The following is a 23650-nucleotide window of genomic DNA, read 5'->3' as shown; positions in this document are numbered from 1 at the left end:
ATCAGGTAGCGCTTTGTGCCGCAACGATGTCCGGCCACCATCGGGCCGCGACATCGGGGTGCGCACGTAGTCGACTCTTGAGGGCGTTCGCCCCGTAGGAATCGTGGATCGGGTTGTTCGCGTCCACGGTGACGCCGGTGGCGCGCGCCGCGAGCTCGGGCGGTAGGTCGAACTCCGGGATCTGTGCTGCGTAGTTCGGGTTGAAGAAGAACGGCACCGAGATACGTTCACCGTCACCCTCGGGTGAAACTACCCGGTGCACAGTCGCTTTCAAGTAGCCGCCGGTAGCGACCTCGAGCAGTTCGCCGATGTTGACCACCAGCGCCCCGTCGATCGGCGGCGCGTCGATCCAGTCGCCGTCGTGCTCGACCTGCAGACCGCCTTTGCCCGGTTCGACATAGAGCAGAGTCAGCACACCCGCGTCCTTGTGTCCGCCGACGCCCTGGGAGCCGGCACCTTTCGGGCGGCCCGGGTAACGCACCACCTTGATGAGGATCGACGGATCGTGAGCGAACGCGTCGTCGAAGATGTTCGCATCCTGGCCCAGGGCTACCGCCCATTCGCGTAAGAGGCTCAATGCGATCGAGGTGAGTGTGTCGTTCCACTCGGTGATGACGTCGCGAAGTTCGGGAAGGGCGTCTGGCCACTGGTTGGGGCCCTGCAGAATCTCCCAGGCCGGTGAGGTGTCGGTGCGCTCGGCCGCGGGCTGTTCGGCGCCGATGTCGATCTGCTCGCGCCAGTCCTGCTTGCCTTCGGTCAGTTCGCCGCCGAGCCGGGTGTACCCACGGAAGTGCGGGCTGCGGACGTTCTCGATCGCGAGCTTCTCGGCAGTCGGCAGCGCGAAGAACTCGCGGGCGACGGCGAGGAGGCGGCGCTGCAGTTCGTCGGGAATTCCGTGGCCGACCAGGTAGAAGAATCCGACCTCGTGGGTGGCCTCGCGGAGCTGAGTGCGGAACTGCTCGGCGGTGTCGGGGTTCTGCGCAAGCGATAGATCGAGCACTGGCAGCGACGTAATCGACATGGGGTCCTCGATCCGTGTGATGGTTCTGATGTCCATCATTCCACGCTGAGCGGCACCCGGACCCGCACGGCAATTCGGCAGCCGCAGGCGTGATTACCCGCGCGGATGCGGAAACACCCTGCGGATAACAGAATCGGGGCCTTGCGCCATTGGCGCAAGACCCCGAATCAGTGTGAGTCGAATTAAGCTTCGTCAGCGCCGATGATGAACGCTTCGAGCTCGATGCGAGCCTTGTCGTCGGCCATCTGGACCGGCGGGGACTTCATCAGGTAAGCGGAAGCCGGGTAAACCGGTCCACCGATGCCGCGGTCCTTGGCGATCTTGGCTGCGCGGACGGCGTCGATGATGATGCCGGCAGAGTTGGGCGAATCCCAGACCTCGAGCTTGTACTCCAGGTTCAGGGGAGCGTCACCGAAGGCGCGGCCTTCGAGGCGGACGTATGCCCACTTGCGGTCGTCGAGCCACTCCACGTAGTCCGAGGGACCGATGTGGACGTTGCGGTCGTGAACCTTGCCGGCAAGTGCGCCGGTCAGGTTGGACGTCACGGCCTGGGTCTTGGAAACCTTCTTGGACTCCAGGCGATCACGCTCGAGCATGTTCTTGAAGTCCATGTTTCCACCGACGTTGAGCTGGTAGGTGCGGTCCAGCACGACGCCGCGGTCTTCGAACAGCTTCGCCATCACGCGGTGGGTGATGGTGGCGCCGACCTGGCTCTTGATGTCGTCGCCGACGATCGGGACGCCGGCGTCCTTGAACTTGGCAGCCCACTCCGGGTCGGAAGCGATGAAGACGGGCAGGGCGTTGACGAATGCAACGCCTGCGTCGATCGCGCACTGTGCGTAGAACTTGTCAGCGTCGTCGGAACCGACGGGCAGGTAGGAGACGAGGACGTCGACCTGAGCGTCCTTGAGTGCCTTGACGACGTCGACGGGCTCGGCGTCGGACAGCTCGATGGTCTCGGCGTAGTACTTGCCGATGCCGTCGAGGGTCGGGCCACGCTGAACGGGAACGTCCAGGGGCGGGACGTCGGCGATCTTGATGGTGTTGTTCTCGCTCGCGAGGATCGCCTCGGAGAGGTCGAAGCCGACCTTCTTGGCGTCGACGTCGAACGCAGCGACGAACTGCACGTCGCGGACGTGGTACTTACCGAACTTGACGTGCATGAGGCCGGGGACCGTCTGGGTCTCGTCGGCATCCTTGTAGTAGTGGACGCCCTGAACCAGGGACGAGGCGCAGTTACCCACGCCCACAATGGCTACGCGCACCGCGGTGCTGTTCTCACCCATGGTCGGGTTCTCCTTCTTTCCGGGATGTTCCTGTTGTCGATTGCTCGGCTGCGATCAATTCGTTGAGCCAACGCACTTCGCGTTCACTCGATTCGAGTCCGAGCTGATGGAGCTGACGGGTATAGCGGTCCAGCGATCCGCTGGCCCGACCGACGGCCTCGCGGAGCCCCTCACGGCGCTCCTCGACCTGGCGTCGCCTGCCTTCGAGGATCCGCATCCGCGCTTCTGCGGGGGTGCGGCTGAAGAAGGCGAGGTGAACGCCGAAACCGTCGTCGGTGTAGTTCTGCGGCCCGGTGTCGGCGACCAGTTCGGTGAACCGTTGCCGACCTTCCGGAGTGAGCTGGTAGACGCGACGCGCCCGACGCTTGAGCGTGCCGGTGGCAGTGTCGACGTCTTCCGAGATCAATCCGTCGGCTTGCATGCGCCGCAGTGCCGGGTACAGCGATCCGTACGAGAACGCGCGGAATGCGCCGAGCAGACCAGTGAGCCGCTTACGCAGCTCGTATCCGTGCATCGGTGACTCGAGGAGCAGCCCGAGGATTGCGAGTTCGAGCAACTGACAAACCTCCCGAGTCGTTGAACCTAACCGCTTGATGCGATAACCAACTATATCGCGCCGATATATAAAACCACACTGCGGACCGATACGTGTACCAGGGTGTCACGGCTAGATCAGGGGGTGAACGGGTAGATCGACATGATTTCGCCATCGAGGGCAGCGGTCAGGTACCCGCTCTCGTCGAGGTCGTTGCCGACGTGAATCTGGATGGTCGGAACATTTTCGGTGCTATCGACAGAGACGTACCGAGTGGTCGGATTTTGCACCGACGTCGTTGTTCCGGCGCCGTCGAGCAGGGCGATCACGATGCGAGGATCGAGCTGTCTGACGTCGATCTGTGTCACGTCGGGTTCGCGTGATCCTCCTGAAGTCGTGTCCTCGAGGTCGCCTCGGTAGTAGCTGTCCAGGCTCTTGCGCGGCGCGGCAGGATCGGCGCGCGTTACGCGTGCATAAGTGGGATAGATGGTCATCTCGTCGACCAGTCCGCTGCCGTACTCCGTTTCGATGGCATGGAACATCGCCCCCAGGCCGTCGACGGTGTGTAACTGTGGCTCGGGGCTCGAGAAGATCGTGACGTCGGACGCGGCGTATTTGATTCCGAAACCGACAGCCGAGAGCAGTGACAGCGCGATGATCACAACGGCGATCCAACGCGTGTCGAGCGAAGGTTCTTTCCGAAGAATGGGTAGGGACGCCTCGGTCTGCAGATCGAACGTCAAATCTTCGAGATCGCCGAGAGTGACTGCCACCGCGGCGAGTTCGGTCAATTCGTCGTGCTCGGTCGCCGTGAGTTGTCCGTCGGCGAAGGCGGAGTCCAGCACTGCGCAGGTAGCCTCGCGATCGGCATTGCGAGCGCGGGTGGTCCTGGTCAGATCGTTCGGCATATCCGGGGCCTATCGAGGAGTGAAGGGAGACAAGCGGATCGGGCGTCCGTCAGGCGTCAGATCCATCCACCCGCTCGCGCCGAGGTTGTTGCTGGCGTAGATGGAGACGCGTGGATCGTCGCTCGACGAACTCATGCTGATGTGTGTGATCTCGGCGTCGGGGACGTTGAGATTTGCGGACACTCCTGCCAGATATCCGGCGAGTTTGTCGATGTCGACGGCAGCGAGGTCGAAGGTGACGGTGCTGGCTGCTCGAGTCGACGTGCTGTCGCGTGGTGTGAAACCGCCTCGAAAGTCGATGTCTTCCTCCAGGTTCGGCGAGACAGCGGCGGCGCGAGTGACGCTTGCATAGCCGTCGTAGAAGTTGGCGGAATCGATTATCGTCGTGCCGTACTTGGCGCTGTATCTGGTGATGAATTCCCCGATCCCGCTAGCGGTGACCGTGTTCAGCGTCGAACTCACAATGGGGGCAAGCGGTCCGACCGGTTCGGCTGCAGCCGGTGGAGGCGGTGGGGGTGAATCGTCGGCGGACAAGGTGAGGTACCCGATCAGGCCGGCGAAGATAGTCGATGCGGCTGCGAGGTACCAGATCTTGTCGATACGACGAACTTTGGCGACGGCGTTGCGCAGCGTTGCTTTCTGCAGATCGCGGACCAGCAGATCGAGCTGGCCGAGGGTGGTCGCGGTCATGGCCGCAGCCGTTCGGTTCGCATGCTCGTCGACCGTGATCTGTCCGTCGGACAGAGCCGTATCGAGAACGGCGCAGGTATCGGAACGGTCGACGTCGCGCGCACGGGTGCGCGTAGAGGTAGTAGTCGGGGACCCACTCACCGGCTCACCCTAGCTCCCGTACGGGTAGGAACGAGAGATCTCGCCCCACGGCGTGACCTCGATGCGTCCTTGGTGGCCGAGTCCGTTCTCTGCATAGATCGCGATCTCCGGGACGCCGTAGTTCGCGTCCACGATCAAGTGGGTGATCGCGGCGTCCGAAACATTGACATAGTCGCCGATGTTCACCATGTACGGCGCGAGCTTGTCGATCTGGATGGAACCGAGGTCGAAGGTCGGCTGGCCAGTTCGCCGCGGAGTGGACGTCACTTCCCTCTCGAAGCCGTCGCGAAAACTGATGGACTCGGTGAGAGCGGGAGCATCGGGGACCGCCCGGCTCACTGCGGAGTAGTCGCCGTGGAAGCTGGCGTCGTCTACGAACATGTCGCCGTACTCGTCGCGATACCTCTCGATGAATGCGCCGATTCCTTCCGGCGTCAACGTGTCGATGTGTGCGATCAGGATCGGTTCGACGGTCGGCTCCGGCACCGGGGTGGTGGTCGGCAACGGCGGAGCGAGGGAAGTAGTGCTGGCATAACTGGCTGTGATGTCTTCCGAGGGCGTCAACGGTGACCGACTCCACGCCACTGCGGCGATCGCGCCGACGACGATCAGAGCAGCAGCACCGACGAACACGGCCTTTCGTGCCGTCGACGTCCGAGGCGCCGTTTTGGTCTCGATCTTCGGCACCTGCAGATCGTTGACCAGGCGTGCGAGTGCGAGCAGGGTCTTCGCGGACTTCGCCTTCTCGGTCCGGTCGAAGTAGTCCTCCGCGCTCAACTGCCCTTCGGCGTACGCGGCGTCCAACACATTGCACGTTTCGACGCGATCAAGATCACGAGCACGCGTCATCGGAGAACGAGAAGACTTCACAGGAAGTGATCGTAATGGCTGGTCGCCATGCCCCCAGCCCCCGAAATGTGTTCATCGTGACCCTCCCGAACCGTCCGTCGCGGCACGGACGCACGTACGCTGGTCAGGTGCGGATACAGCGGCAAGTTGTGGACTACGCGCTCGCGCGTCGGTCTGTGCTGGCCGAAGTGTCTGCGGGTCGGACCGACGTCAAGCAGGTGTGTGACGCCGATCCGTACCTACTCAGAGCCGCGAAGTTCCACGGCCGGGGCAGCGACGTCGTCTGCCCCATTTGCCGCAAGGAACAGTTGACGCTCGTGTCCTGGGTGTTCGGCGACAAGCTCGGTCAGGTTTCGGGATCAGCCCGAACCTCGGACGAGCTCGCTCGGCTTGCGGAAACAGCAGAGGAGTTCACGGTGCACGTTGTAGAGGTGTGCCGTACCTGCAGTTGGAACCACTTGGTGCAGTCCTATGTGCTCGGCGCAGTACCTGCGCCGCCGCGACCGCGGCGAGCACGCCCACCAAGCCGGCGCACCGCCAGCGAGTAACGCCACACCCGAAGAAGGGCCCGATCGAAGTCTGCACGTGATCGGTCCGTGACCACTGGAGATTTGATTCGTGAGTTCCCCCAGCAACAACAACCCGGGCGGCAACAACCCGGGTGGCCGTCCCGTCGGTCCCAACCGTCCCGCCGGACCTCCTCAGGGTCGTCCGCCGCAGGGACGTCCCATGGGCCCACCACCGCAGGGACGCCCTCCGATGGGTCCGCCCCCTCAGGGTCGTCCGCCGCAAGGTCGTCCGATGGGACCCCCGCCCCAGGGTCGTCCGCCGCAAGCCCGACCTTCGGGCCCGCCTCCTCAGGGCCGCCCCGCCGGTCCCCCTCCTCAGGGTCGTCCGCCGCAAGGCCGACCTGCCGGCCCGCCGCCTCGAGATCGCGCCGTAGGCGCTCAGGCGAACGAACCGACCCAGCGCGTCGCGGCAGCAGCAGCGACCACACGTAGCAACGCGGGCTCCCGCCCGCCGGTCGGACCTCCACCGACGAAGCCACCGACAGGTGGCTCCGGTGGCGGTGGCAACGACGGACAACCCCCGAAGGGAAGAAAGAGCACCGTGAAGAAGAAGTCCAAGTGGCGCACAGTTCGCCGCTCGGCCTACGTCTTGGTGGCGCTCGGTCTTGTTCTGCCCGTCCTTGCCTTCATGGCGGCGTACATCGTGCAGGACGTCCCCAAGCCCGGTGACCTCAAGACCAATCAGGTGGCGACGGTCTTTGCCGCCGACGGCACCACGGTGATCAGCACTGTCGTCCCGCCAGATGGCAACCGCGTCGAGGTCTCGCTCGATCAGGTACCGCCGCACGTTCGCAACGCTGTTCTGGCCGCAGAGGACCGCGATTTCTACTCGAATCCGGGCTTCTCGATCTCCGGTTTCGCACGCGCGGCCCGAGACAACGTCCTCGGTCGCGACAGCGCCGGTGGTGGCTCGACCATCACGCAGCAGTACGTCAAGAAGGCGCTTGTCGGCTCGGAGCGTTCGCTGACGCGAAAGATGAAGGAACTCGTCATCTCCTCGAAGATGGCCAACGAGTGGTCCAAGGACGACATCCTCGCCGCGTATCTGAACACCATTTACTTCGGTCGCGGCGCATACGGCATCGGCGCAGCATCCAAGGCTTACTTCGGTAAACCCGTCGACCAGCTGTCCATCGAAGAAGGCGCCGTCCTGGCGTCGTCGATCCAGCTTCCGTCGCTCCTCGATCCCGAGACCAACCCGACAGGCGCGAAGTCCCGCTGGGATTACGTGCTCGACGGCATGGTGTCTGCAGGCACGCTGGATCAGGCCGCGCGCACGCCGATGCAGTACCCCGCTTACATCCCGCTCGCCCAGGTCGACAACAGCAGCCAGGGCTCGACCGGCCCCGAGGGCCTGATCAAGCGTCAGGTGCTCAAGGAGATCGGCGACGCTGGAATCAGCGAGCAGTTGCTCAACACCGAGGGCTTGCAGATCACCACGACCATCGACCCGCAGGCTCAGGCCGCAGCGGTCGAAGCAGCCCGTTCCAATATGGAGGGCGAGCCGGAGAATCTGCGTACCGCAGTTGTCTCGGTCGATCCGAAGACCGGAGCCGTCAAGGCGTACTACGGCGGTGAGGACGGCGCGGGATACGACTTCGCGAATGCCGGACTTCAGACCGGTTCCTCGTTCAAGGTGTTCGGCCTCGCAGCCGCCCTGGATCAGGGAATCCCGCTCTCGCAGATGTACGACAGCTCACCGCTGACCGTCAACGGCATCTCCATCGGCAACGTCGAAGGTGAAAGCTGCGGCACCTGCACCATCGCAGAGGCGCTCAAGCGTTCGCTGAACACCAGCTTCTACCGTCAGATGCTCAGCCTCGACGGCAACGGCCCGCAGGAAATCGCGGACATCGCTCACAAGGCAGGCATCCCGAAGGACATCCCGGGTGTCGGCCCGTCGCTCACCGAGGCCGACGGTTCCGGCCCCAACAACGGCATCGTGCTCGGCCAGTACCAGGCCCGCGTGCTCGACATGGCGTCGTCGTACGCGACACTCGCCGCGTCCGGTACGTATCACGCACCGCACTTCGTGCAGAAGGTCGTCGCGGCCGACGGCACCGTGCTGCTGGACCGCGGCGCGCCCGCCGGTGAAGACCGCATCGACGCTGCCGTGGCGGACAACGTGACGGCTGCGATGCAGCCGATCGCGGCGTACTCGCGCGGTCACAACCTGGCCGGCGGACGTCTGTCGGCGTCGAAGACAGGTACCGCGCAGCTCGGTGACACCGGAGCCAACAAGGACGCGTGGATGGTCGGCTACACGCCGTCGCTTTCGACCGCGGTCTGGGTCGGAACTCCCGACGGTGAAGCGATCACCAATTCCGGTGGCGCGATGATCTACGGCTCGGGTCTGCCTTCGGACATCTGGAAGGACACGATGGACGGCGCCCTCGAGGGCACCGACAACGAGAAGTTCCCGACGCCGGGCAAGATCAACGGTCAAGCCGGTGGTGTTCCGGAGTACACGGCTCCCGCACCGCCCAAGACGTCGGCGCCGCCGACCACCGCACCGACGACGACGGAAACCACTCCGCCGCCCGTGGTGACAACGACGCAGGTCGAGGTTCTGCCGGGCATCACGATCCCGATTCCGGGCATCTCCCGGCCGACGACAACCACGCCACAGGTACCAGGGGCAGGCGAGACCACCGAGGAAGAACCGGCAGGTGTGAGCCCCGGCCAGTAGTTGGAGGGTGGTCGGTTCGAAAGACGGTAACCTCGCGGAGTGGCCGCGAATGCTGATGATGCCGAACCGACCTCCCCCGCTCCGCTGGCCGAAGATCTTCGTTCGGCGGATTGGCGGGACGTTCCCAGTCGCAACGACGCGATGGTGTCTGCGCTGTCGGGAACCGTCGGCGGTCCGGTAGGTCGTCACGCACTGATCGGGCGCACTCGCTTCTTCACACCGATGCGAGTGATCCTTCTGCTCGCCGTGGTGTTCTTGGCTTTCGGCTGGTTCGCCAAGGCGGGCTGTATTCAGCAGGCGCCGGTCGGCGAGAGCGGGCAGGTCGGCCTCGACTGGAGTGGCAGCCGTCAGTACGTGGCGATGTGTTACTCCGATACCGTTCCGCTGTACGGAGCCGAGCGCCTCGATCAGGGAGCATTCCCGTACAAGACGTCGTGGGAAGAAGTACGCGGCGACGGTTCGATCCAGATGCGGTACATGGAGTATCCGGTCATCTCGGGGCTCTACCAGTACGGCGCAATGAAAGTCGCGAAGGCGTGGGATTCGATCACCTGGCTGCCGGGCGCGATTCAGGTGGCGCTCTATTTCAACGTCGTGGCGTTCGGGTTGGCGTTGGCGTGGCTGGTCACCGTGTGGGCGAGCACCCTGCTGGCCGGACGACGAGTGTGGGACGGCGCTCTCATCGCGTGTTCCCCGTTGGTGATCGTGCACGTGTTCACGAACTTCGATCCTCTGGCGACGGCGTTCGCGGCGGGTGGGTTGTTGGCATGGGCACGTAAGCGGCCCGTGCTCGCGGGAATCCTGCTCGGCCTGGGCGGCGCTGCGAAGCTCTACCCGCTGCTCCTACTGGGACCGCTCTTGGTCCTGTGTCTGCGCGCGGGCAAGACGAGGGACTGGCTGGTGACCGCTCTCAGCGCGGTCGCGGCATGGCTTGCGGTGAACCTGCCCATTGCCGCGCTGTACCCCCATGGTTGGTACGAATTCTTCCGGCTCAACTCCGAACGCGGGGCCGATCCGGATTCGCTCTACAACGTGATCGCGTCGTTCACGTCGTGGAAGGGCCTCGACGGTCCTCTCGCACAGGGTGAGTCACCGTCGAATCTCAACGCCGTCTCTCTGCTTTTGTTCGTGGCCGTCTGCATCGGTGTCGGATACGTCGCCCTGACGGCGCAGCGTCGTCCGCGAGTTGCGCAGCTGTGCTTCCTGTTGGTGGCGGGCTTCCTGCTCACCAACAAGGTGTGGAGCCCGCAGTATTCTCTGTGGCTGGTGCCGCTGGCCGTGTTGGCCTTGCCGCACCGCAGACTCCTGCTCGCGTGGATGACCATCGACGCCCTGGTCTGGGTTCCACGAATGATGTATTACCTCGGGGTGTCCAACAAGGGGCTGCCCGAGCAGTGGTTCACCGGAACGGTCGTGATCCGGGACATCGCGGTACTCGTTCTGTGCGCGCTGGTGCTCCGGCAGATCTACCGGCCGTCGGAGGATCTCGTGCGGTACGGGTTCATCGACGATCCGGCGGGCGGTGTTCTCGATCAAGCACCGGACAAACAACCCGCCTGGCTACCCGGTTGGTTGAAGCCGTCCAAGGCGAAGGAACCGGAAACCGTCGCGGTCTGAGGTCACCACTCGTCGAGGGTGGTGTACCCGTCCTGAACCGCGCGGGCGAACAACGCTGCCTTCGTGGGAGCCGGCCGCCCGACGTCGCTGTACTTCGTGCGGATCCGAGTGATGTGTGTGTTGACGGTGCAGACGCGTAGGCCGAGTGTCTCGGCGACCTCGGACTTGGAATCCGAACGTAGCCAGGCAAGAAGTACTTCGATCTCACGGACGCTCAGCTTCGGCTTGTGCTTGCCGTGCTTGGGGTTGCCGACTCGGGACACGTTTGCCTCGATCTTCGGAGAAATGCCGATCGAAGACATGCGAGTAGCGCCTTTCGACGGAGGGGATGGGCGTCGACTGCCGTATTTGCAGAAGGGCTGCTGGCTCAGGGTGCGACCGAGACGAGTATTTCGATCGAGGTGTCTCAGTGGAACGGGTGCAACTCTCTCGATACGGAGTCCATACAACGGACAAATCCCCTACCTGCTCCGATAGAGTGCGTCGCTATGAACTCGAAGGCGGAAGCCGGTACGCACAATCAGGTCGATCCCGCCCGGATCGAGTCGCGTGGGCAGTTTGCTGGGACGCTCACTGCACTGTGGAACGCAGCCGGACTGACGGTCCGCGAAGCCGTCGAGCGTTCGGGTGGTTTGCACGGAACCGTCAGCGGATGGTTTGCCGGCCAACACCTGCCGACGCCGGCGAGTACCCCGATGTTTTTCGCGCTCCTCGAGGCCTGCGGCGTCGATTCCGAGGATGAGCGGCAGCGCTGGATCAGTGCGGTGCAACGAGTGAGACAGCTGACGGCCAGACGACGCGGCGACGCCACCGTTCCGTATCGAGGTCTCGAGTCGTTCCGGCAGGAGGATGCCGAGTGGTTCTTCGGTCGAGACGAACTCACTGCCAACTTGGTCGAGCGGGTGGCGTCGGCGATACGGGGTGTCGGTCGCCGTCAGTTCATGGTGATCGGTGCTTCAGGATCGGGTAAGTCGTCGTTGCTGCGGGCCGGGCTCGCCCCCAAGGTTGCCGGGGACGATCCACGGTTCGACGGTTGGCGGGTGGAAACCCTGCAGCCGGGTACAGGAGGAATCCCGTCGTCGATTTCCGACGAACCAACGGTCTTGATCCTCGACCAGTTCGAGGAACTGTGGACGCAGTGCGACGGTGATCGGCGCGAGGAAATACTGCGGACACTCGCGGAACTCGGTGAGAACACCATCGCCGTCATCGGAATGCGCGCCGACTTCTACGGGCTCGCGGCGGAGGAACCGCTTTTGGTGCCGCTGCTCGACGATTCGCCGATGGTGGTCGGGCCACTGACCGACGAACAATTGCGCGAGGTGATCGTCGAGCCGGCGGTCAAGGCCGGGATGACCGTGCAGAGCGAATTGGTTCAGGTTCTGGTCTCCGAGCTGACACCACGCGGCTCGCGTACGGCGAGCGACCCCGGAGCTTTGCCCTTGCTGTCACACGCACTGTTGGGGACCTGGCAACGGTCGACGCGTAAAACTCTGACCGTCTCGGATTACTACGCCACCGACGGGATCGCCGGAGCTGTCCAGCAAAGCGCGGAGGAAGTGTACGGCGAGCTCACAGAGCGGCAGCAGCAGTTGGCGCGCAGGATCTTCCTGCGATTGGTCAACGTCGACGAAGTGACGCAGACGCGTCGGCGGGCACCGCGCACCGAACTTTTCCTCGGTGACGACGTCGACGACGTGAATACCGTCATCGACCGGTTCGCCTTACGGCGCCTTCTCACCGTCGACGAGGAGACGGTCGAGGTTTCGCACGAGGTCTTGCTGTCCGCGTGGAGTCGGCTTCGCGATTGGATCGACTCGGACCGCGCCGGTCTGGCGGTGCATCGCCGGTTCACCTACGCGGCGCAGGTGTGGGAAGACAGTGGACGCGACCCCGGCGCGCTGCTCGGACCCGCACGTCTTCATCTGACGGAAGAATGGCTGCGTTCGGGCGAACTCGGGCTCCCACTGGAACCGAGTCGGACCCGCGCCGCCGACCTCAATGCCACCGAGCGGGAGTACCTCGCCGCGAGCATCGAGCATCGTGATCAGCAGGAATTTGCCGATCGCCGACGTACACGCGTGCTACGACGGCTCGTGACTGCGCTGGCAGCCGCGTCGGTGATCGCTCTGGTGTTGGCGGTGGTTGCCACCGTCGCCGGTATCGGCGCCAATCGTCAACGTGTCCAAGCAGATACTGCGCGCGACGAGGCGATGTCGCGTCAGGTGGCCACCGAGTCGATCAGGATGCGTGAGCGGGATCCGTCGCTGGCGTCGCAGCTTGCTCTGGCGGCATTTGCGGTCAACGAAACGACCGAAGCCCGCTCGGCATTGCTGGATGCGTCGGGCGTTCATTCGGCTACTCGCATCATCGGACCGCCCGGCGCGATGAAGGCCCGGATCAACCCAGCTGGAACTGTTGTGGCGGTGGGTGGTTCGGACGGGAAGGTCAGGCTTTATCCGATGGTGGACGGTGTTGCCTCAGCCGTTCCGCAGGCGGAGTTCCTCGGAGTCTCGGAGGGCACGGCCCTCTTTGCCGTCGCCTACAGCCCGGACGGACGGCTCCTTGCGACCGGTGGTGCCGGCGGCGCTGCACTCTGGGATGTGTCGGACCCGAAGAATCCGGTCCGTGGAACACTTCCCGTCGACGGTGAACGCGTAGTGCAGGACATGGAGTTCAGCCCAGACGGAACCAAGCTGGTCGCCGGTACCTCGACGCCCGACGTCCTGCGATGGAACATCGACACCTCCACGAATGCCGTTGCTTTGCTTGCTCTTCCGCATCCAGCTGACGGCATTGTCACCGCGACGTTCAGCCCCGACGGACGTTTCCTCGTGGCGGGCGGGCGTCAAGCGACTCTGCGCGTGTGGGACGTCGCGAAGTGGGGTGAGGAATCGGCGCCGATCTTCGCGACCGAGCCCAACGGCACCACCGTCCACTACCTCGGCGTTGCCTTCAGCCCGGACGGACGTGAGCTCGCGGCGGGAACCACTGGCAGGGAGGTGGTTCGGTGGGACATGAGCGATCCGGCGCGCCCCACTCCCCTGCAGGCACTGACGGGATTTTCCAGCTACGTCAACGAACTGAACTACGGCAAAGACGGAACACGTCTTGCCGCAGGAAGTTCCGACAACTCCGTGCGCGTGTGGGACCCCCGAACCGGGGCATTGATCGAAACACTTCCGGACAGTGGGGCGGTGACCACCGTCGACTACAGCGATGACGGCCGCAATCTGGTCACCGGGGGACTCAACGGTGTGACTCGCGTGTGGGCTCTTCCGGGTCCGGTCTGGGCGGGAGCTCGGGACACGATCTTCACCAGTCCCTTTGCCGCGGACGGCTCGCGTCTGGTGGCCGGCGTCGGTGCCAGGGGTGGCGCGATGTTGGCGTGGAACACCGAGGATCTCGATCGCCCCGCGGTGATGCCGGAGTTGAAACCGCAAGGGGCCGAAACTTTCAGCGGTGCGTCGGCGGTGTCGGCAGACGGGAACCTGGCTGTGAGCGGCACCGGCGGCGGCGGTGCATATCTTTGGGACCTGAGTGATCCGGCGTCGCCACGTATCTACGGCGAGCCTGCGGTATATGTGAAGGGCATCGTGGCGGTTGTCGCACTGAATCCCGCCGGAGATCTGCTGGCGGTGTCCTCGCAGGACGACAACAGTATTGCGTTGGTCGACGTTTCCGACCCGTCGGCTCCGAAACTGTTGTCGTTGACCGATGTCGGCTCCTACCCGCAGATGATGGCCTTTCAGCCAGGTACCGACATCTTGGCGATCGCGAACGCCAAGAACGAAGTGGATCTGTGGGACGTGTCGAACGCAGCGTCGCCCCGGGTGGCGGCGACGGTGGGTGGATTCGAAAGCTACGCATTAGCAGTGTCTTTCAGCGCCGACGGAACGCTGTTGGCCGCTGGAAGTGCGGATCACGGTGTCGCCGTGTGGGACGTACGCACACCGTCGGCACCCGAGGAACTCGCTCGTCTCGTCGGCCCCGAGGGCGCAATCTATTCGATCTCGTTCAACCGCGCCGGTGATCGGCTCGCTGCCGGTGTCGGCGACGGAACCGTCTGGCTCTGGGACATCGAGACTCCCTCGCAGGCAACACGATTTGCGACGCTGTCCGCCTACCCGGGTCGCGTCAACGACGCTCAGTTCGCCGGCGAGAGTGACATGATCGCGGGTAGCGGGTCGGACAAGACCGTTCGCTTGTGGGGAATCGACCCCGACGGCGTCGTTGATCGATTGTGCCGCACCGCAGGATCTCCCATCACGGAAGCCGAATGGGAGCGGTACCTGCCCGGTGTTCCCTATCAGGATCCGTGTGCCGGCTGACGTGGGTCAGTTCATCCAGAACTCGAGCGCCGGTTCCCGACCCAGCTCGCCTCCGCTGCCGGTGATCACCAGTCCGGCGGAGGTGAGCTTGTACGTCACGTCCTTGTTGGTGACGGTGAATCCGTTGCCGGTGGGCGTCGGATCGTCGAGTTCGATGGTGGCGCCGTCGCTCAGCCGTTGACCCTTGTAGTAGTAACGCCCGACTCCGGTTTCGCAGATGACGATTCGTGATCCGGTCGTGACGGCGATGGCGACGGCAGGATTGGTGGAGTTGCAACTGGGGCCGCCGGAGATGAAGCCCTGACGGTTGGTGCCCGAGACGGTCGGCGCTGGTCCGATCGAGGTTGTGACGCGTGGGGGCGTCGTCGTTTTCGGCGCTGTGGTGGGTGCACTCGGCGCCCGAGTCGTGGTCGTGGAGTACGAGTACGGCGTCGTATAGGTGAGACTCCGCGAACTCGCTTCATTGGCGGCGTTGCCGAAAGCGGCGGCGAGCAGCCCGAAGAACGCGATCCACACGATCACGGCCAGGATGCCGAGTGCGGTGAAGATGTAGCCGATGATCAGTCCGGCAAGGGCGAGTCCGTCGCCTTCTTCGCCGGTCCGTTTGATCTGGCCGCGAGCGATGTGCCCGAAGACGATCCCCAACGGCGCGATGAGGAACGCGAAGACGAGGGCGAGTACCGCGAGTGTGTTCGTCGGTCGCCTGCCGTACGGATCGGGCTGCCCGTACGTAGCCGGTTGCCAATTCTGATTGCCCTGGTACCCGTACCCACCCTGATCGTTCATGAGGTGAATCTTGGCATGGACTTCGTCGAAGAGTGCAGGTGATGGCTAGTTTCGGGTACGTGTCTCGAGCTGAGGTGCGATGGTCGGCCAATCGTCGTCGGTCATCGCGAACAGCGCTGTTGTACGCCAACTGCCGTCGACACGGCGTCGGTGCTTGCGCAGCAGGCCCTCGAACTGAGCGCCGAGCTTTGCGATCGCGGCCCTGGACTGTTCGTTGAACTCGTCCGTGTGCCACTCGACGCGTACGGCTTCGAGCTGGTCGAAGGCGTGACGAAGCAGGAGCAGCTTCGATTCGGGATTGATCCCGGTTCCCTGAACCGATCGCGACAACCACGTGTATCCGATTGCAAGACTGCGGTTTACCGGGTCGATCTGGTACATGGACGTGGTGCCGACCACGGCGTTCGTCGCGATGTTCACCTGCGCGAAGGCGATCCGATTAGGGTCGTCGGTTGCTGCAGCGATGTACTTCTGTGCCTGTTCCCGATCGGTGATGGGCGATGCGGTCCAACGAAAGATCGCCGGGTCGTCGGCAGCAGCGAGCAGAGCGTCGGTGTGCGCGACGCCCAGGGGTTCGAGTCGGACACGATCACCGGTCAGCGTCGGTGATTCGAACCATGATGCAGTCATCAGGCGTGCTCCCGTGAGTGAGTCGGAAGGTTGTTGTCGGAGTTCGCAATCTGATCGGTCCCACCGGCAAGCGGATACCGCAACGGGACTCGCAGGAACAAGAAGAAGAACACGGCGAGCAGGACGACGTGGCCCCACACACTCGCCTGGACGACGGCTTCGTACTTGCTCGGATCGAGATTCATGTCCAGTTGGTAGAAGTACCGGAAGATGCCGATACCCAACGCAGCGTCGGCGACCAGATAGGCGACGATCCAGAACCACCGGATCTTGAACAGTACGAGGAAAGGCAGGATCCACAGTGTGTACTGCGGTGAATTGACCTTGTGCAGCAACACGAATCCGCACAGCATCGCGGCACTGACTGCAATCCACGGAAAGTAGCCGTCGCGGACGTAGCGGCGCCAACCCAGATACATCGCGAGCGCGAATGACAACAGGATCATCACCGGAGACAGGATGCTCACCAGTGCGTCGTAGTCGGCGTTGAGCTCGCGAACTCCGAAACCGTAGAACGGGCGCAAACCCCAGAACCACACCGAGTTGGTGGTGATGTCCGCGCTTCGCTTCTCCTGGAAGCTGAACGACGCGCGCCAGCCTTCGTAGGAAATGAGGGCGAACGGCAGGTTGACGAGGACGACGGTGACGATCGCCGCGCCCGCCGTCATCAGCGCTCCACGAACGTCGTAGCGCTTGCCTTCGGTGCCGCGTAGAAGCACGTAGGCCATGAGCGGCAGCACGAACATTCCCGGGTACAGCTTCAAACAGAAACCGATCGCCAGGATGACGGCCGCCAGAACCGCGCGAGTTCGCAGCGGGATCCGCTCGAACGTCATCAGGAAGATCGCGCCGACGCTGGTGGCCACCACCGGGAGCTCCCAGTTGTGGAATGCGTACAGAACCAGGGGCGGAGTTGCCGACCACACGAGCGCGTACGCGCCGCTCATCTTGCCGAGCATCCACGCCGTGAGCAGTCCGAAAGGAGCCAGGATCAGGGCCGAGTGCAGAAGGAAATCGGTGTCGGTGTGTGAGCCGATACCGCCCAGCCACATCAGAATTCCGCTGAGCACCGGGTATTCGACGGTTCCGCCGGTCAGGAATCCTTCGGGCGTTATCCCTCCGGTGACGAAGGGGAACAGATGCTGATCGATACCTCGTCCGAGCCAGAGCAACTGAATGTCGGAGTAGCAGACGTCGATGTTCTTGTTGACGTCGAAGTTCAGGCTTCGACCGTCGGGCGCGAACGGTGCACCGCCGCATCTGGCCTTGTTGAAATAGCCCAGCGCCATCGTCAGCCCGCACAATCCGACGACCAACGCCAGGATCGACGCCGGGGTCTTGCGGTCTGTTCGCATGATTCTCACCCTAGGGGGCGCAGTGGCTCGCGGGGTGATGCGTCTGCACCACGCGTCGCGCATCGACCTGGCGGTCTTCCCGGAGGGCCGGGACGATTTCCCTGGTCAAGGCCCCTCGTGTAACCTACGAGGGTTGCTGACGCAACGACCCTCCTGCCACGGATAGTCCGTGGCCGTTTTCACTTAGTCCACAGGAGGTGATGAGGTCTTATGCGTCATTACGAATTGATGGTCATCCTTGACCCCAGCCTGGACGAGCGCACTGTCGCTCCTTCACTGGATACGTTCCTCAATGTTGTGCGCCAGCACGGCGGCACGATCGACAAGGTCGATGTCTGGGGTAAGCGTCGTCTCGCCTACGAGATCCTGAAGCATGCTGAAGGTATCTACGCGGTGATCGACATCAACGCCACTCCCGCCACCGTCGCTGAGCTCGATCGTCAGCTCGGTCTGAACGAGTCGGTTCTGCGCACGAAGGTTCTGCGCCACAACAAGTAATTACTGTCGGTAGCGAGCTCTACTCTCGCGCCCAACGGTCTTACATCAATGCAGGAGGAACCACATGGCTGGCGACACCATCATCACCGTCATCGGAAACCTGACGGCTGATCCTGAACTTCGTTTCACCCCGGCGGGTGCCGCGGTTGCAAACTTCACGGTTGCTTCCACGCCCCGCACCTTCGACCGTAATTCCAATGAATGGAAAGACGGCGATGCGCTGTTCATGCGTTGCAACATCTGGCGCGAAGCAGCCGAGAACGTCGCGGAGAGCTTGACCCGTGGTTCACGAGTAATCGTGAGCGGCCGGCTCAAGCAGCGTTCGTACGAAACTCGCGAGGGCGAAAAGCGAACTGTCGTCGAGCTCGAAGTCGATGAAATCGGTCCTTCACTGAAGTACGCCACGGCAAAGGTCAACAAGGCCAACCGTGGTGGCGGCGGTGGAGGCGGCAACTTCGGCGGTTCCTCCGGCGGATCGGGTGGCGGACGTCCGAGCGCTGCACCTTCGGGTGGAGACGATCCTTGGGGCAGTGCGCCTCAGGCTTCGGGCTCCTTCGGTGGTGCGGGCAGCGACGAACCGCCCTTCTGATCCGTACCTGATCAGGAACATCCAGAAAAGAGCAAAGACATGCCGAAGCCGCCCTTGCGCGACAAGGTTATGAAGAAGAAGGTCTGCACCTTCTGCAAAGAGAAGAACACGCAGATCAACTACAAGGACACGACGTTGCTTCGTAAGTACGTCAGCGATCGCGGAAAGATCCGTGCTCGCCGTGTCACCGGCAATTGCGTCCAGCACCAGCGCGACGTTGCCATTGCCGTCAAGAACTCACGTGAGGTAGCACTGCTGCCTTACGCCACCGTGGCTCGCTAAGGAAAGGGAGGAAAGAACATGAAGCTCATCCTCACCGCTGACGTGGACAACCTCGGTGCGCCTGGCGACACCGTGGAGGTCAAGGACGGCTACGGCCGTAACTACCTGCTCCCCCGCGGACTGGCAATCGTCGCCACCCGTGGCGCCGAGAAGCAGGTCGAGGGCATCCGTCGTGCACAGGAAGCGCGCGCTGTGCGTGGCCTGGATCACGCCAAGGAGCTCAAGGCAGCTATCGAGGGCCTCGAGTCCGTAACGCTGACGGTCAAGACCGCCGGTGGCTCGGGCAAGCTCTTCGGTTCGGTTACCGTCGCTGACGTCGCTGCTGCGATCAAGGCTGCCGGTGGACCGGTTGTCGACAAGCGCTCCATCGTGTTGCCGAAGGCTCACATCAAGAACACGGGCAAGCACGCCGTGGTCGTGAACCTGCACCCCGATGTGGTTGCCAAGTTCAACCTGAACGTCGTCGGCGCATAGTCGACTGTCCGTCTCGTCGGGCCCCGCACACTTCGGTGTGTGGGGCCCGACGTTTTGTTTCGGGGTGCGGTGTGCCGCCTGGCAGCGTCCCGAATCGGACCTGGGGATAACTCTCACACTGTGATGTTCGACTTGGTGATCAGTGACGAATCGGGCGAGGCAACACGCCCGACACACCGACGCGCCGACTGTGGAAAGACTATTTTCATCAACAGGCCTGTGAAATTGTGGATACCCATCTACCTGGTCTTATGTAGTTACTATGCAAAGTAGTCCCCAAATGCTCCACAGGCGGTGCACACCGTGGGGCGGGAGTTTCCACAAAGCATCCACAGGTTTATCCACAGTCCGGTTTGTATGCGGACCTACTAGTCCCTAACGTCATCTCGGCGTCTATCTACAGCCCGGCCGAATGCGGCTAGGGGATGTCGGTGGGGGCAGGTACAAATGATGAGGGCGCTGCGGTTTCTGGCAGTGTCGTCGAGTGTTTTACGGGAAGGTCTCGCTTGTGGCTGTTGTAGATGATCGAGGACCTTCCGACTTCTCAGGGCCGGACTACCCGGGCCCTCCCGAGGCCGAGCCCGACCAGGAGTTCGGACGCCAGCCACCTCAGGACATGACTGCCGAGCAGTCGGTGCTCGGCGGCATGCTGCTGAGCAAGGACGCCATCGCTGACGTCCTCGAGGTACTGCGTCCGGGTGACTTCTACCGGCCCGCCCACCAGTCCGTCTACGACGTGATCCTGGACCTCTACAGCCGTGGCGAGCCCGCCGACCCGGTGACGGTCTCCGCCGAGCTCGACCGTCGAGGTGAGCTCCGCCGTATCGGTGGTGCTGCCTACCTGGTGACGCTGACCCAGACAGTGCCCACAGCCGCCAACGCCGCCTTCTATGCCGAGATCGTGGCCGAGAAGTCCGTGCTGCGTCGTCTGGTCGACGCCGGTACTCGCATCGTCCAGTACGGCTACGCCGGCACCGAGGGTCAGGACGTGGCCGAGGTTGTCGACCGCGCGCAGGCCGAGATCTTCGAGGTCACCGAGCGTCGAACCACCGAGGACTTCGTACCCCTCACCGAGCTCCTCCAGCCCACGATGGACGAGATCGACTCCATCGCCAGCCGCGGTGGAATTTCCCTCGGTGTGCCCACCGGATTCAAGGATCTCGACGAGATCACCAACGGCCTTCACGCTGGTCAGATGATTATCGTCGCGGCCCGTCCTGGTGTGGGCAAGGCGCTTGCCCTCGATACTCCCCTCGCGACGCCCAGTGGCTGGACCACGATGGGTGACGTTGCTGTCGGCGATCTGTTGATTGACAACCACGGCAAGCCGACGCGGGTTGTTGCCGCTACCGACGTGATGGTTGACCGTCCTTGCTACGAGGTCGAGTTCTCCGACGGAACTGTGTTGGTTGCCGACGAGCAGCATCAGTGGTTGACGGAGACGCGTGCTTCGCGCCGTTCAGCGCAGAACGCCAAGACAGGTTACAACCGCTATAAGAATCAAAAGACATTCGCCGAGGTCCGAACCACGGCGGAGATCGCATCGACGGTGCGATGCGCAACGGCGGATGGCCGCGTTAATCACTCTGTCGTGAATGCCAAGCCGCTCGACCTACCAACGCAGGATCTCCTTGTCCCGCCCTACACACTTGGCGCTTGGCTAGGTGACGGTTCTACTGCCTGCGCACAATTCACCACTGCTGATCCTGAGATCATCATGTTGATCGAGGCCGAAGGCCTGGTTGCAGTTCCGTCCAAGTCGGCGCATTTGCGCTACAGCCTTCAATTAGCCCCGGAAGATCCCGTCGCTCCGCGCGATTGCGTTGTGTGCGGAAAGAGCTTCGTGCCGTTCACCAGTCAGGTGCGAACGTGCGGTCAATCATGCGGCGGCAAAGCACGTTTCATGTCTGACCCTGTACCTGCGCCAACCTGTTCACACTGTGGTGGACCTTCGATCGGGCTGCGACTGTGCCAGAAGTGCCGCAATGAGTACGGCACGGTTCAAGGACGCCTACGTACGGTCGGTGTTCTGGGCAACAAGCACATCCCTGTCCAGTATCTCCGTGGGTCCGAGGCACAGCGTCGTGCGGTTCTTGCCGGGCTTCTCGACACTGATGGAACTGTGACTGCCGGTGGCTCCGTTCAGTTTTCGGTAACCAACGAGCGCCTCGTCCGCGACGCCCAGGAATTAGTGGTCAGTCTTGGCTATCGCTGCCAAATGAGCACAAAGCGAGTCAACGGTCGCACCGAGGCTTCGTCGACTGCATTCACCTTGACCTTCTCGACTGATGACGAAGTGTTCGGTCTTACGCGGAAAGCGATGCTGCACAAGGAGCGTCGAGCGAGTAAAAGCACTGCGCGCAGCGGATCGCGCTACATTGTCGATGTTCGACCAATTGCGAGTGTTCCGGTTCGCTGCGTCGAGGTCGACAACGCCGACCACATGTACCTGGCCGGTCATTCGATGGTCCCGACGCACAATTCCACGCTCGGAATGGATTTCCTGCGTTCCTGCTCCATCACGCACGGCATGGCCAGCGTCATGTTCTCGTTGGAAATGAGCAAAACCGAGATCGTCATGCGTCTGCTGTCCGCAGAGGCAAAGATCAAGCTCGGCGACATGCGCTCCGGAAAGATGACCGACGACGACTGGACCAAGCTCGCGCGTCGTATGAGTGAGATCAGCGAGGCGCCGCTCTTCATCGACGACTCCCCCAACCTCACCATGATGGAAATCCGCGCAAAAGCGCGGCGGCTCAAGCAGAAACACGACATTCGCCTGATCGTCATCGACTACCTCCAGCTTATGAGCTCCGGTAAAAAGGTCGAGTCCCGTCAGCAGGAAGTCTCCGAATTCTCCCGTAGCCTAAAGCTTTTGGCGAAGGAGCTCGAAGTTCCGGTTGTCGCGATCTGTCAGCTCAACCGTGGTCCTGAGCAGCGAACCGACAAGCGTCCCCAGGTCGCCGACCTTCGTGAGTCCGGTTCACTCGAGCAGGACGCCGACATGGTGATTCTGCTGTACCGCCCCGACGCGACCGAGCGAGACGATCCCCGTGGCGGTGAAGCCGACCTGATTCTGGGTAAGCACCGTAACGGCCCGACCGCGACAATCACTGTGGCGCACCAGCTTCATCTCTCGAAGTTCGTCGATATGGCGCGGGGATAGCTGCTGCCGCCATCGCCTGAAGGTGGGACAAGAATCGGTCATGGTGGGATTCGGGGCGAGCACCAGCGATTATGTCGATGTTGGGACGAAGCGCGGATGTAGGCCCAGCACACACCGTCCGGATCTGGGGCAGTTTGATTTGTGTATGGAACTTGTCGACCTGAGATACAGTGCGGCGACTGGGTCGCGTTGAAGAAATCGTGAGCGTGGTTCTTCAGTGTCTAGTCTGCGCAGGGTGGTTCGTAGCTGGCGACGGCGTAGTTTGTCGATGTTCGCCCGGGCGAGGTTGTACAGCGCAGTGCCTGTGGGTGTGGGTTCGCGAGTCCCATTGGGCATTCTTCGAGCGAAGATTTCCGTTCCGAGTGACTTGGAGAGGTACGCGCATTCTCGGCTGATTTGAGTGGTTCGGATTCCTAAAGTTGCTGCAGCCTCTGTCTCCCACGCGCAGAGGGCGGTTTCGGTGAATCGGCAGAGTCGAAGTGCGGCAACCATTTCACCGGAGAGCGCTAGATGGACAAATTCTTTGGGGTCGCCTGCCGTCGAGGCCGCGAGTGTGAGTGACAGACTAGTTCTTCGGAGGTCGCTGCGGCCGATGTCTCGAAGGTAGTGTTCTTCGCGTCCTCGGGCCGCCCATGTTCCGGATTGCACTGAATTGTGTTGTTTAGCTAGTGGGTTCACCGATTCGATGCTTGAGTAGGAGCCTATGGGCGGCCTCGCCGGATTTGTCTTGCAGGTCGGCAGGCATCGTCAGCACAATTTGCGGTAGCTATAGGCGGTGGGGCCGTGGAGCAGAGCAGCGCCGTAGGTTACGAGTGGGTCGCTGCCGGTCAGGGGTTGCCAGATGTAGCGCTGGATTTTCCATGTGAAGGCTTCGGTCAGGTAGGCGTTTGCCGCGCGAGCGAGGAGTCGAGTGTGATTGCGCCCGATATCAGAGGGGGCCGGGAAGATGCGTCGTCGGCGCCGGTAGTCGATCGGGGGTGGGCAAGCCATCGCTCGAGCTATTCGCGACATCCGCCGCGAAGCATTAAATTCTTGAAACATTTTTTCTTGCACAGTATTTCGCTCGCAGCCTTGTTTGTATCGTAGATTGGATGCGGGCAGGCGCATTTGTTGGGGAAAGCTTGTGCGGTCCCTTTCGCCTTCGGTGGCTACGGCATTACGAGTGCAGCAACGAGTCAGGTCTGAAGTCGGTCAAGATGCAGAACTTGCCGTAGTTTTCAGGCGCGGGGCTCTT

The 23650-nt window shown here is 62.7% G+C and carries 20 protein-coding genes; 9 read left to right on the top strand and 11 right to left on the bottom strand.

Annotated features, from left to right (window positions below):
- Position 1: 1 nt before the first annotated feature.
- The 6 genes from P0M12_RS11405 to P0M12_RS11380 all read right to left on the bottom strand — a co-directional run bounded on the left by P0M12_RS11405 (position 2) and on the right by P0M12_RS11380 (position 5430).
- A complete protein-coding gene (locus tag P0M12_RS11405; RefSeq protein WP_007735517.1) occupies positions 2-1057 on the bottom strand; it encodes a 2-oxoglutarate and iron-dependent oxygenase domain-containing protein in 1056 nt (351 codons plus the stop codon).
- A 146-nt stretch (positions 1058-1203) separates the two neighbouring features.
- Complete coding sequence (locus P0M12_RS11400) at positions 1204-2307, bottom strand: inositol-3-phosphate synthase (RefSeq protein WP_003945979.1); 1104 nt, start codon at positions 2305-2307, stop codon at positions 1204-1206.
- Positions 2300-2863 (bottom strand): PadR family transcriptional regulator, encoded by a 564-nt coding sequence (locus tag P0M12_RS11395; protein ID WP_003946014.1) that lies wholly within the window; start codon positions 2861-2863, stop codon positions 2300-2302. The genes P0M12_RS11400 and P0M12_RS11395 overlap by 8 nt, the downstream gene beginning before the upstream one ends.
- A gap of 116 nt (positions 2864-2979) precedes the next feature.
- Positions 2980-3750 (bottom strand): DUF1707 domain-containing protein, encoded by a 771-nt coding sequence (locus P0M12_RS11390; RefSeq protein WP_277377733.1) that lies wholly within the window; start codon positions 3748-3750, stop codon positions 2980-2982.
- 9 nt (positions 3751-3759) lie between these two features.
- Positions 3760-4581 (bottom strand): DUF1707 domain-containing protein, encoded by an 822-nt coding sequence (locus P0M12_RS11385; RefSeq protein ID WP_162114433.1) that lies wholly within the window; start codon positions 4579-4581, stop codon positions 3760-3762.
- Positions 4582-4590: 9 nt separating this feature from the next.
- The gene (locus P0M12_RS11380) at positions 4591-5430 is read right to left on the bottom strand and encodes a DUF1707 domain-containing protein (protein WP_277377732.1); all 840 of its coding nucleotides are present in this window, start codon (positions 5428-5430) and stop codon (positions 4591-4593) included.
- Positions 5431-5558: 128 nt separating this feature from the next.
- Here P0M12_RS11380 and P0M12_RS11375 point away from each other — a divergent pair, with 128 nt between their 5' ends.
- The 3 genes from P0M12_RS11375 (at position 5559) to P0M12_RS11365 (ending at position 10305) form a co-directional block, all read left to right on the top strand.
- Positions 5559-5978, top strand: a complete 420-nt coding sequence (locus P0M12_RS11375) for a DUF5318 family protein (RefSeq protein WP_042448217.1) — start codon at positions 5559-5561, stop codon at positions 5976-5978.
- A 562-nt stretch (positions 5979-6540) separates the two neighbouring features.
- Positions 6541-8688, top strand: a complete 2148-nt coding sequence (locus P0M12_RS11370; protein WP_007735524.1) for a transglycosylase domain-containing protein — start codon at positions 6541-6543, stop codon at positions 8686-8688.
- Between the two features lie 39 nt (positions 8689-8727).
- Positions 8728-10305, top strand: a complete 1578-nt coding sequence (locus P0M12_RS11365; RefSeq protein ID WP_054826678.1) for a glycosyltransferase 87 family protein — start codon at positions 8728-8730, stop codon at positions 10303-10305.
- A gap of 2 nt (positions 10306-10307) precedes the next feature.
- Here the strand turns inward: P0M12_RS11365 and P0M12_RS11360 are convergent, their stop codons facing one another.
- The gene (locus P0M12_RS11360) at positions 10308-10607 is read right to left on the bottom strand and encodes a LuxR C-terminal-related transcriptional regulator (protein ID WP_003941253.1); all 300 of its coding nucleotides are present in this window, start codon (positions 10605-10607) and stop codon (positions 10308-10310) included.
- Positions 10608-10793: 186 nt separating this feature from the next.
- Between P0M12_RS11360 and P0M12_RS11355 the strand changes: the two genes are divergently transcribed.
- Positions 10794-14636 (top strand): WD40 repeat domain-containing protein, encoded by a 3843-nt coding sequence (locus tag P0M12_RS11355; protein ID WP_277377731.1) that lies wholly within the window; start codon positions 10794-10796, stop codon positions 14634-14636.
- 6 nt (positions 14637-14642) lie between these two features.
- Here the strand turns inward: P0M12_RS11355 and P0M12_RS11350 are convergent, their stop codons facing one another.
- The 3 genes from P0M12_RS11350 to P0M12_RS11340 are packed head-to-tail and all read right to left on the bottom strand — an operon-like array spanning position 14643 to position 17407.
- A complete protein-coding gene (locus P0M12_RS11350; RefSeq protein ID WP_277377730.1) occupies positions 14643-15422 on the bottom strand; it encodes a DUF4190 domain-containing protein in 780 nt (259 codons plus the stop codon).
- Between the two features lie 45 nt (positions 15423-15467).
- A complete protein-coding gene (locus tag P0M12_RS11345) occupies positions 15468-16052 on the bottom strand; it encodes a GNAT family protein (RefSeq protein WP_042922028.1) in 585 nt (194 codons plus the stop codon).
- Positions 16052-17407: a membrane protein gene (locus tag P0M12_RS11340; RefSeq protein WP_003941247.1), complete on the bottom strand. Its 1356-nt coding sequence runs from the start codon at positions 17405-17407 to the stop codon at positions 16052-16054. Before P0M12_RS11340 ends, P0M12_RS11345 begins: the two co-directional genes overlap by 1 nt.
- A gap of 210 nt (positions 17408-17617) precedes the next feature.
- Here P0M12_RS11340 and rpsF point away from each other — a divergent pair, with 210 nt between their 5' ends.
- The 5 genes from rpsF to dnaB all read left to right on the top strand — a co-directional run bounded on the left by rpsF (position 17618) and on the right by dnaB (position 22416).
- Positions 17618-17905 (top strand): 30S ribosomal protein S6, encoded by a 288-nt coding sequence (rpsF, locus tag P0M12_RS11335; RefSeq protein WP_003941237.1) that lies wholly within the window; start codon positions 17618-17620, stop codon positions 17903-17905.
- Between the two features lie 64 nt (positions 17906-17969).
- Positions 17970-18494: a single-stranded DNA-binding protein gene (locus P0M12_RS11330; protein ID WP_003941248.1), complete on the top strand. Its 525-nt coding sequence runs from the start codon at positions 17970-17972 to the stop codon at positions 18492-18494.
- Between the two features lie 39 nt (positions 18495-18533).
- Positions 18534-18776 (top strand): 30S ribosomal protein S18, encoded by a 243-nt coding sequence (rpsR, locus tag P0M12_RS11325; RefSeq protein WP_003941245.1) that lies wholly within the window; start codon positions 18534-18536, stop codon positions 18774-18776.
- A gap of 18 nt (positions 18777-18794) precedes the next feature.
- Positions 18795-19250, top strand: a complete 456-nt coding sequence (gene rplI / locus P0M12_RS11320) for a 50S ribosomal protein L9 (RefSeq protein WP_007735531.1) — start codon at positions 18795-18797, stop codon at positions 19248-19250.
- Positions 19251-19758: 508 nt separating this feature from the next.
- Positions 19759-22416, top strand: coding sequence for a replicative DNA helicase (gene dnaB, locus P0M12_RS11315; RefSeq protein ID WP_257216880.1), 2658 nt, complete (start codon positions 19759-19761; stop codon positions 22414-22416).
- Positions 22417-23163: 747 nt separating this feature from the next.
- Here the strand turns inward: dnaB and P0M12_RS11310 are convergent.
- A complete protein-coding gene (locus P0M12_RS11310) occupies positions 23164-23406 on the bottom strand; it encodes a hypothetical protein (RefSeq protein ID WP_152440006.1) in 243 nt (80 codons plus the stop codon).
- Positions 23407-23650: the final 244 nt, after the last annotated feature.

It is taken from the genome of Rhodococcus sp. RCBS9, assembly GCF_029457415.1.
GTDB classification, from domain to species: domain Bacteria; phylum Actinomycetota; class Actinomycetes; order Mycobacteriales; family Mycobacteriaceae; genus Rhodococcus_F; species Rhodococcus_F qingshengii.
Note: the sequence above shows the minus strand (reverse complement) of the source record. Positions and strands in the feature narration are given on the sequence as shown.